This is a genomic window from Haloferax sp. Atlit-6N (assembly GCF_003383195.1).
Lineage (GTDB): Archaea > Halobacteriota > Halobacteria > Halobacteriales > Haloferacaceae > Haloferax > Haloferax gibbonsii.
On the sequence record NZ_QEQJ01000185.1, the window covers coordinates 1 to 519 of the forward strand.

Below are 519 nucleotides of genomic sequence, written 5' to 3' on the forward strand. Positions count from 1 at the left end.
TACCCGGAGGAGATATTCACGGACGAACATCTCTCGCAGTTACAGTACAAGATCGCAAAGAACCACGTGTCCATCGTCGGCACCGTGTTCCCGAATCTCTCGTTTAACAATACACTGAAAAACGCTGATCCGGACAACCGGGAACTGAAAAAGTTCCTTACAATTCGGAAGTGGCAGCCGGTTGCCTCAGATAGAACTCAGATCTGGAACTGGATTCTCGTCCCGAAAAACGCCTCCGAGGAGTTCAAAAAGCAGGCCTACGATACTGGAATTACAACCTTCAGCGTCTCAGGCAATTTCGAAGTAGATGATTTTGCTGTCTGGGACGGTATTACTGAAGCCGCAGGGAGTTCGTTCGCACGGCGAACCAATCGGCAATCGAACTACCAGATGAACATGGGAGAGATGGGCGAAGCTGAGGACATCTCCGATGAATGGGACGGGCCAGGTACCGTTATCAACTCCGCTTTCGAGGACGGTACGATGCGGACGTTCTATCAGCGTTGGTATCAAATGATG

The 519-nt window shown here is 50.5% G+C and carries 1 protein-coding gene; it reads left to right on the forward strand.

Annotation, left to right across the window (positions count from 1 at the left end):
• The coding region (locus DEQ92_RS21845) for an SRPBCC family protein (RefSeq protein WP_304999710.1) at positions 1–519 on the forward strand (519 nt) is incomplete at both ends.